Origin of the sequence: Mycobacterium sp. (assembly GCF_035314905.1) — a bacterium.
Classification (GTDB): Bacteria; Actinomycetota; Actinomycetes; order Mycobacteriales; family Mycobacteriaceae; genus Mycobacterium.
This window is the reverse complement of the sequence record NZ_DATFYW010000080.1, coordinates 1-9,014: the sequence shown is the minus strand read 5'-3', so window position 1 is coordinate 9,014 and position 9,014 is coordinate 1. Positions and strand designations below refer to the sequence as shown.

Annotated in this window: 7 protein-coding genes and 2 pseudogenes; 8 read left to right on the top strand and 1 reads right to left on the bottom strand. The window is 70.0% G+C overall.

Features of this window, described 5'->3' with window-relative positions:
* The first annotated feature begins 23 nt into the window (after nucleotides 1-23).
* From purT to VKG81_RS06140, 4 genes are all read left to right on the top strand, one after another.
* Nucleotides 24-1,283 (top strand): formate-dependent phosphoribosylglycinamide formyltransferase, encoded by a 1,260-nt coding sequence (purT, locus tag VKG81_RS06155; protein WP_414685180.1) that lies wholly within the window; start codon nucleotides 24-26, stop codon nucleotides 1,281-1,283.
* A 66-nt stretch (nucleotides 1,284-1,349) separates the two neighbouring features.
* The gene (locus VKG81_RS06150) at nucleotides 1,350-1,763 is read left to right on the top strand and encodes a rhodanese-like domain-containing protein (protein ID WP_324394953.1); all 414 of its coding nucleotides are present in this window, start codon (nucleotides 1,350-1,352) and stop codon (nucleotides 1,761-1,763) included.
* Nucleotides 1,727-2,974: an O-succinylhomoserine sulfhydrylase gene (locus VKG81_RS06145; protein ID WP_324394952.1), complete on the top strand. Its 1,248-nt coding sequence runs from the start codon at nucleotides 1,727-1,729 to the stop codon at nucleotides 2,972-2,974. Before VKG81_RS06150 ends, VKG81_RS06145 begins: the two co-directional genes overlap by 37 nt.
* 88 nt (nucleotides 2,975-3,062) lie before the next feature.
* Complete coding sequence (locus VKG81_RS06140; protein ID WP_324394951.1) at nucleotides 3,063-5,687, top strand: helix-turn-helix transcriptional regulator; 2,625 nt, start codon at nucleotides 3,063-3,065, stop codon at nucleotides 5,685-5,687.
* Between the two features lie 2 nt (nucleotides 5,688-5,689).
* Here the strand turns inward: VKG81_RS06140 and VKG81_RS06135 are convergent, their stop codons facing one another.
* On the bottom strand, nucleotides 5,690-6,547 hold the full coding sequence (locus VKG81_RS06135; protein WP_324394950.1) for an SDR family oxidoreductase: 858 nt from the start codon (nucleotides 6,545-6,547) through the stop codon (nucleotides 5,690-5,692).
* A gap of 123 nt (nucleotides 6,548-6,670) precedes the next feature.
* Between VKG81_RS06135 and VKG81_RS06130 the strand changes: the two genes are divergently transcribed.
* The 4 genes and pseudogenes from VKG81_RS06130 to VKG81_RS06115 form a co-directional block, all read left to right on the top strand.
* Nucleotides 6,671-7,198, top strand: a complete 528-nt coding sequence (locus VKG81_RS06130) for a GNAT family N-acetyltransferase (RefSeq protein ID WP_324394949.1) — start codon at nucleotides 6,671-6,673, stop codon at nucleotides 7,196-7,198.
* Nucleotides 7,198-7,590: pseudogene (locus VKG81_RS06125) on the top strand (LLM class flavin-dependent oxidoreductase); the annotation flags it as partial. The gene VKG81_RS06130 and the pseudogene VKG81_RS06125, both read left to right, overlap by 1 nt.
* A 16-nt stretch (nucleotides 7,591-7,606) precedes the next feature.
* Entirely contained in the window at nucleotides 7,607-8,731 is a 1,125-nt protein-coding gene (locus VKG81_RS06120) for an LLM class flavin-dependent oxidoreductase (protein WP_324394948.1), read from the top strand.
* Nucleotides 8,731-9,014: pseudogene (locus tag VKG81_RS06115) on the top strand (F420-dependent methylene-tetrahydromethanopterin reductase); the annotation flags it as partial. The gene VKG81_RS06120 and the pseudogene VKG81_RS06115, both read left to right, overlap by 1 nt.

The window sequence follows — 9,014 nt, the reverse complement described above, 5'->3', positions numbered from 1 at the left end:
GGCGGATCTGGCAGGCTGAGTCTGTGACGGAAGAAACGCAGACGCCGGAGGATTCGCCAAAGTCTGAGGCGCCGTTCACCGTGATGCTGCTGGGCGCCAGTGAGCTGAGCCGCGAACTGGTCACCGCGTTCCAGCGGCTGGGCGCCGTGGTGGTTGCCGTCGACCGGAACGCGGATACCCCTGCCCATGCGGTGGCCGACCGGTCATGCGTGGTGAAGATGACGGACGCGGACGAGCTGACCGCGCTGATCGAGCGTGAAGAGCCCGACCTGGTCGTCGCCGAGGCGCCCGATGGCGCGGGCGAACCCGTCATCGACAACGACGCGCTCGCGGCGGTCGCCGAACGCGGGCTGACAGATGTCGTGCCCACCGCCCGCAGCTCCCGGCTCCGCTTCGACCGGGAGGGCTTGAGGCGGCTCGCCGCCGACGAACTGGGCCTGCCCACCGCGCCGTTCTGGTTCGCCGGGTCCGCCGAGGAGTTGACGGCCGTCGCCGCGCACGCGGGTTTCCCGCTGGTCGTCCGGCCCGTGGTCGGCGCACAGGGCGAAGGGGAATCCGTGCTGCTGCGCGCCGAGGACATCGCCCCTGCGTGGGACCGCGCGGTCTCAGCCGGTGGCCGGGTGGCGCAGACGCGGGTGTTGGTCGAGACGATGGTCGAGATCGACGACGAGGTCACGTTGCTGACCGTGCGGACCGCCGGCCCTGCGGGGTCTCGGGTGCACTTCTGCGAGCCGATCGGGCACCGCCAGCTCGACGGCGACGTGCTCGAGTCGTGGCAGCCGCAGGCCATGACGCCCGGCGCTTCCGAAGCGGCCAAGTCGATAGCCGCGCGCATCGTCAACACGCTCGGCGGCCGCGGTGTCTACGGTGTCGAGCTGCTGGTCAAGGGTGACGAGGTGTACTTCGCCGACGTCAGCGCCCGCCCGTACGACAGCGGGCTGGTCACACTGCGCTCGCAGCGGCTGTCGGAGTTCGAGCTGCACGCCAGGGCCATTCTCGGGCTGCCGGTGGACACGATCATGATCACGCCGGGCGCCGCGGAGGTGGTTTACGCCGGCAGCCAGACGGGATCGGCGGACGGGGTCGACGAGAGTCGCACCGAGCGCGCGACGCAGGCGCTCACCGACGCGCTGACCGTGCCGGAAAGCGACGTGCGGGTGTTCGGGCATCCGCAGAGCTATCCGCGCCGCCGGCTCGGTGTGGCGCTGGCCACCGGCGCCGATGTCACCACGGCGCGGGACCGCGCGCGGCAGGTGGTCGAGGCGCTGCGCAAGTTCTGGTAACAGCGGCCGAGCGACGAGACTATGCCGACTACCAGCGCGAAGAACGGATGTGGAAAACTCACGGCCGTGAGCTATGCAGGTGACATCACGCCCGAGGAGGCGTGGAAACTGCTGAGCGACAACCCCGACGCGGTCCTGGTCGACTGCCGGACCGATGCCGAGTGGCGGTTCGTGGGGGTGCCGGACATCTCCAGCCTCGGTCGCAACGTGGTGTACGTGCAATGGTCGGGGGTGGACGGCAGGCGCAACGAGAAGTTCGTCGACGAACTGAAAGAGGCGGGCCTGGCTCCCGGTCACCGGCCGGTCGTGTTCCTGTGTCGCTCGGGCAACCGCTCCATCGGTGCCGCCGAGGCCGCCACCTCGGCGGGGATCGCGCCGTCGTACAACGTGCTGGACGGCTTCGAGGGGCACCTCGACGGGCAAGGTCACCGCGGCGGCTCGGGATGGCGCGCGGTCGGGCTGCCCTGGAAGCAGTCGTGAGCATCAAGACACCCGATCCCCTGCCGGACGGTGTCAGCCAGGCCACCATCGGCGTGCGCGGCGGTCTGCTGCGGTCGGGCTTCGAGGAGACCGCCGAGGCGATGTACCTGACCTCGGGGTACGTCTACGAGAGCGCGGCCGACGCCGAAAAGGCCTTCGCCGGTGACATCGATCGGTACGTGTACTCGCGGTACGGCAACCCGACCATCTCCATGTTCGAGGAGCGGCTGCGTCTGATGGAAGGCGCGCCCGCGGCGTTTGCGACCGCGACGGGAATGGCCGCGGTCTTCACGTCGCTGGGCGCGCTGCTGGCGGCGGGCGACCGGCTGGTGGCGGCCCGCAGCCTGTTCGGGTCGTGCTTCGTCGTCTGCAGCGAGATCCTGCCGCGCTGGGGCGTCGAGACGGAGTTCGTCGACGGTGACGACCTGTCGCAGTGGGAGAAGGCCCTGTCGCAGCCGACGCGAGCGGTGTTCTTCGAGACGCCGTCCAACCCGATGCAGGCGCTGGTCGACATCGCGGCGGTGTCCGAGATGGCCCACGCCGCGGGCGCAAAAGTTGTGCTGGACAACGTATTTGCCACACCGCTGCTGCAGCAGGGGTTCCCGCTCGGCGTCGACGTCGTGGTTTACTCGGGCACCAAGCACATTGACGGCCAGGGCCGGGTGCTCGGTGGGGCGATCCTCGGCGACAAGGAGTACATCGACGGCCCGGTGCAGAAGCTGATGCGTCATACCGGACCAGCGATCAGCGCGTTCAACGCGTGGGTCCTGCTGAAGGGCCTGGAGACGCTGGCGGTGCGGGTGGACCACTGCACCGCATCGGCGCTGAGGATCGCGGAGTTCCTCGAGCGGCACCCCGCCGTGCGGTGGGTGCGCTATCCGTTCCTGGCGTCGCACCCGCAGTACGACCTTGCCAAGCGGCAGATGACCGGCGGCGGCACGGTCGTGACGTTCGAACTCGATGCCCCCGAGGACGCCGCGAAGCAGCGGGCGTTCGAGGTGCTGGACAGGCTGAGGCTGATCGACATCTCCAACAACCTCGGCGACGCCAAGTCGCTGATCACCCACCCGGCGACCACGACGCACCGCGCGATGGGGCCCGAAGGCCGCGCGGCGATCGGCCTCGGCGACGGCGTGGTGCGCATCTCCGTGGGGCTGGAGGGCACCGACGACCTGATCACCGATCTGGATCAAGCAATGCGTCGGGACTGAGGCGCTCCGGGCCGCCGCCGTCGGGACGCTGCAGTGAAAACCGTGTGAATCGGTCCGCCACGATGTTTGCCGGCGTTATGCTCGCGCCGTGACCAGCGGAAATGCGCTGAGCGGCAGGGACAGCGAGCTCGCGGTCATTCGTCGCGCACTGCGCGGCGTCGGGGGTTATTCGGGGGTCGTGATCGTGGGCGCCGCCGGCGTGGGCAAAACACGGCTTGCCCGCGAGGTGGTGGCCCAGGCCGCGGCGGCGGGCGAGCGCACGACCTGGATCGTCGGCACCGAGTCGGCGCGGCCGTTGCCGCTCGGCGCGTTCACCTCGTCGATCGGCGACCCGATCACCGACCCGCTGCCCAGCGTGCGCAGGATCATCAATTCCTTCGTCGCACAGGCCAGTCGGGGCCGGATGCTGATCGGGATCGACGACGCCCACCTGCTCGACGGGCTGTCTGCCCACGTCGTGCATCAGCTCGCACAATGCAAGGAAACCCGGCTGGTGGTCACGATGCGGACCGGAGGCGAGGAACCCGACGCGATCACCGCGCTGTGGAAGGACGGGCTGCTCACGCGCCTGGACCTCGACCCGCTGTCCGCGCAGGCGACGCGAGACCTGATCGAGGCCAAGCTCGGCGGACCTGTCGACGCGCGCAGCGCGCGGCGGTTCTGGAGACTGACCGGCGGCAACGCCCTGTTCCTGCGGCAACTGCTCAAGGATCAGGTCGCGGCGGGCCGCATCCGCCAGGTGGCCGGTGTGTGGATGTGGGACGGCGACGTCGCGGTTTCGCAGAGCATCAGCGACATGGTGGGCCGGCTGCTCGGCCGGCTCACCCCGGAAGTGGGACTCGTGCTCGACGCCCTGTCGCAGTGCGAACCGCTCGGGGTCGACGTGCTCTGCGACATGGCACGCCGCGGCGACCTCGAGGTGGCCGAGCAGCTGCACCTGGTCACCGTCGAGCGCAGCCAGAACGGGATGATGGCCCGGCTCGCGCACCCGATGTTCGGTGAGCTCCGGCGTGCCACGGCGGGCGAGATGTACCTGTCGAACATCCGTGGCAAGCTGGCGCGCCGACTCGGCGAGGAGCCCGACCGCGACATGCACGCCACGGTGCGGCGGGCGTTGCTGCGACTCGATTCGGACCTCGAGCCGGACCCGCAGCTGTATCTGGAATCGGCGCGCTATGCGATGACGATGCTGGACCTGGACCTGGCGGACCGGTTCGCCAGCGCCGCCGCCGACTGCGGCGACAGCGACGCCGCGACCGTCCAGGCGCTGAACACGATGCTGATGGGCCGCGGCAACGACGCCGAGAAGTTCCTCGGCGTGATCTGCCAGACCCGCGAGGGCGATCGGCATCTGTGGTCGCTCGTGCGGGCGGCCAACTTGATCTGGACGCTCGGAAGGCTGGCGGAGGCAGCGGCCATTCTCGACGAGCTCGCCAGCGGGCCCGAATCCGATGACGAGAAGGTGGCGCGCCAAGCCGTCGGGGCCTGCGTCGACGTGATTTCGGCCCGTTGCGAGACCGCCGTCGAGAAGGCCCGCGCCGCGCTGGCGTCGGGCAGGCTGCCGGACTTCCCGGCGATGATGGCATCGGTTGCGTTGATGATGGGGCTGGGCGCCCTGGGCCGGGACGAGGACATCGCCGCCGTCGCAGGGCATGCCTTCGCCCGGGCCGCGAAATCGCCTGAGACGTCCCACTTCCGATTTTGGTTCGCCGGTGCGTACGCGAGAGCCTGCCGGCTGACCGGCCGCATCGAGGAATGCGTGGCGTTGGCCAAGCGGCTCGCCGACTCCGCGGCTGAGCTGCCCAGCCTCGCCTATGCCAACCTCGCCTTCCTCAACGGCCACGCCGACCTGGTGCGCGGGGACCTGCCGAGCGCCGTGACGATCCTGCACGAGGCGCTGGCAGGGGTGGAGAGGCACACCATCACAACGGGTTTGCGGCCGGCGTCCTATTTCGCGCTGATCGAGGCACACGCCAAGCTGGGACATCAGAAAGAAGCCCGGGAGGTGCTCGCCAGCGCTCGCGAAGCGGTGCCGGCGGATTTCCTGTTCATGGATACCGCGCTGTCGCTGGCCACCGGGTGGTCGCTGGCCGCCGGCGGCTCGCTCAGCCACGCGATCGACGTCGTGCGGTATGCCGCCGAGCTGGCGCGCGAACGCAACCAGCCCACCCATGAGCTGGCCTGTCTGCAGGCGGCGATCCAGTGGGGCGACGCGTCCGCAGCGGACCGGGCGCGTCAGCTGGCCGAGCTGCTCGCACTGCCACTGGCCAGTACCGTTGCGCTGCATGGTGAGTCGCTGCGCGACGGTGACGGCGACGGTTTACTGACCGCCTCGGGTCAGTACGCGGCGCTGGGTGATCGGTGCACGGCGGCCGACGCCGCCGCGCAGGCGGCCATCGCGTTCACGGGTGCACAGCACGGCACGCGCGGCCGGTACGCCGCGGCGCTGGCACAACAACTCGCCGAGGAGTGCGGCGGGTTGTGCACGCCCGCCCTGCGCAGCCCGGTGGCACCGTCACCGTTGACGGGACGGCAACGGGAGGTCGCCGAGCTGGTCGCGGCGGGATTGTCCAACAAGGAGATCGCCGACAGGCTGGGGACCTCGGTGCGCACGGTGGAGGGCCACCTCTACCGCGCCTGCCAGCGGGTCGGCGCGAAGTCACGCGGCGATCTGGCCGCGATCATGCGGGCGGGTCCGACCGGCGTGCGGTGACGTCAGTCGCGGTGCTCCACGATGCCGGTCGCGTGCCGGGCCCGGTCTTCGTAGGCCTTCCTGGCGCTGGTGTCGAACTCGAGGAACACGCGATCGAGGCCCAGGCGCTTGTTGAGCCAGCGACGGCCGCGTGGACCCAGCATCGACGCGAGCGCAGCGATGAAGCGCAGCGGTGCCGGCACCGAAACGTGGGTTTTGGGCTTCTCGAGCGCCTTCACCACGACGCCGGCGATCTCCTCGGGCTGCGCGGGCTTGTTCGCCGCGGTGCCCGAGGTGCCTGAAATCAACTCGGTGTTGGTGAACGGCGGCATGATCACGGTGACCTCGACGCCGTGCGGCGCGAACTCGTCGGCCAGGGCCACCGACAGGCCCACGACCGCGAACTTGGCACCTGCGTAGACCACCTGACCCGGAACGGGTATCAAACCCGACAACGACGCGATGTTGATGAGGTGACCGCTGCGGCGCCTCACCATTTCGGGCAACACCAGCTTACAGCCGGTGAGCACACCGTAGAAGTTGACCTCGATCGCCGACCGGATGGCTTGCTCGGACTGCCCCAGGAACGGGCCGATCGGCATCACGCCGGCGTTGTTGACGAGCACGTCGATGTGACCCCCGCCGTCGGCCCGGGCCTTGTCGAGGAACGCGGCGAACGACTCGCGGTCGGTGACGTCCAGCGGATGGCCCGACACCGGTCCCAGCCGCTGCAGATCCGTCACCGCCGACTCGAGCGCATCGACGTCGCGGTCGCCGATCACGACGCGCGCGCCGCGCTTGAGCAGGGCCGTCGCGGTGGCGAGGCCGATGCCGCGGGCGGCGCCGGTGATCGCGATGCTCCGGCCGGCGATGTTGTCCATGGCCCGGAACTTTACAGGTGTCAAGTTCGCCCCGAAACGCGGGCGGGGCTGGGGTGACTTCCGCTCGCGACGAGCGAAACTCGCCAGGTGGAATGTGTCGCGGCCGTGCGCGTTGGATAGTGCATGTCGGCGCCGGCCCTGCACCAGCTGCGGTTCGTCTCGGTCACCCAGGACGACCCGCTCGCCGCGCCTCTGCTTGCCGAGCTGGCGCGCGAGTACGCCGACCGCTACGGCGGCAGCGCGGAGGATCACCACGCCCACCTCCGTGACTACCCGGCCGCCGAGTTCGCCGAGCCTGACGGCGGCCTGTTGATCGGCCTGCTCGACGGGCGCCCCGTCACCGGCGGCGCCTTCCGCCGCTACGACGACGGCACCGCCGAGCTCAAACGGATCTGGACGGATTCCGGGCATCGCCGCCGCGGGTATGCCACCGTGCTGCTGGCCGCCCTGGAGGATGCGATCGCCGGTCGCGGCTATCGCCGGATCTGGCTGGCGACCGGCCACAGGCAGCCCGAGGCCGAGGCACTGTATGAATCTGCCGGCTATTCGCGGGCCGACGACTCCGATCTGATCGTCCGCGGGATCACGTACCTACGTCCGTTCGAGAAGCCCGTGACGGGCGCTCGCGCGAGGAACGGGCGGGGGTCGTGATGCACCTGGCCGTCGCGCTCGACGGGTACGGCTGGCACCCGCAAGCATGGCGACATGCGTTGTCACACAACTCTTCTGGCGAAGGCCCGCTGAGTGGCCGGTACTGGGCCGACGTGGTCGCCACAGCCGAGCGGGGGTTGCTCGACTTCGTCACCTTCGATGACACGTGGGCACCGCAGGCGGGCCGGCGCCCCCAGATCGACCCGAACCGGCTGGCGGGTCGCGCAGACGCGGTGCTGGTGGCCGCGCGGGTGGCGCCCACCACCCGGCACATCGGATTGGTGCCGGTCGCGACCGTCACCCACACCGAGCCGTTCCATGTCTCCACGTCGATCGCCACGCTCGATTACATCTCGCATGGTCGCGCCGGGTGGCAGCCGCGGGTCAGCGCACGCGCGAGCCGACGCCGTGAGCCCCGTGCCGCTGAACATCCTGGACCTGTCGCCGATCAGCACAGGCGCCGATGCCTCGACGGCATTGCGCAACACCGTCGAACTTGCGCAGCACGCCGAGCAGTGGGGCTACAAGCGCTTCTGGATCGCCGAGCACCACTTCGTCGCGGCGGCAAGCTCGTCGCCTGCGCTGCTGGTCGGTCAGATCGCCGCGGCCACCGAACGCATCAGGGTAGGGGCCGCCGCCGTGCAGCTGGGCCAGACCACCTCCCTCGCGGTTGTCGAAAGCTTCGGGATGCTCGACGCGTTCTTCCCAGGCCGCATCGACCTCGGTGTCGGCCGGTCGGGCCAGCGCCGTCGTGAGGCCGCGAAGGACAAGGCGTCCGGGCCCAAACCGCCGCGCCCGAAGCCGGCCTGGCGGAACGTCGACGGTGTCGCGGTTCCGCCGCCGTTCGACCTCACCGCGCTGATGACCAGCCCGCTGATGAAGGCGCGCGGCTCGCTGCTGCACCAACCGTGCTCGGTTGTCCCGGATTTCGCCGACCAAGTCGCCGACATCGAGGCGCTGATCAACGGCACGTTCCGGGTGGACGGCCGCGACATCCGCGCGGTCCCCGGCGAGGGCGCGGACCTGGTCCCGTGGATCTTCGGCAGCAGCAAGGGCCAGAGCGCGCGGGTTGCCGGTGCCCGCGGGCTTCCGTTCGTCGCGAGCTACCACATCACGCCGGGCACGGCGCTGGACGCCATCACGGTGTATCGCGATGCGTTCACGCCGTCGCGGCATCTCCGTGAGCCGTACGTCGTGGTCTCCGCCGACGTCGTCGTCGCCGACGACACCGCCACGGCACGGCACCTGGCGTCCAGCTACGGCCACTGGGTTTATTCGATCCGCAACGGCCCGGGCGCAATTCCGTACCCCGACCCCGATGACTGCGCCCCGCTGACCGACGAGCAGTTCGCCGCCGTCGAGGACCGCCTCGCCACGCAATTCGTCGGTGACCCGGACGAGGTCGCCGACCGGCTGGACAGGTTGCAACGGGTCGCCGACGCCGACGAGCTGGTCATCACGTCGGTGACCCACCGGCACGCCGATCGGCTGCGCTCACACGAGTTGATCGCCATGCGGTGGGGGCTGCGCTGATGAGTATCCGAGAAGGAAAGCATCGCAAGCAGATTCATCTGGCCGCGCACTTTCCGGGCGTCAACAACACCACGGTGTGGTCCGACCCGACGTCAGGCAGCCAGATCGAGTTCGAGTCGTTCGTCCATCTGGCGCGGACCGCCGAGCGGGGGTTGTTCGACTTCTTTTTCCTCGCCGAGGGCCTGAGGCTGCGGGAGCACCGGGGCAGGATCCACGACCTCGACGTCGTGGGGCGCCCCGACACGTTCACCGTGCTGGCCGCGCTTGCGGCGGTCACCGACCG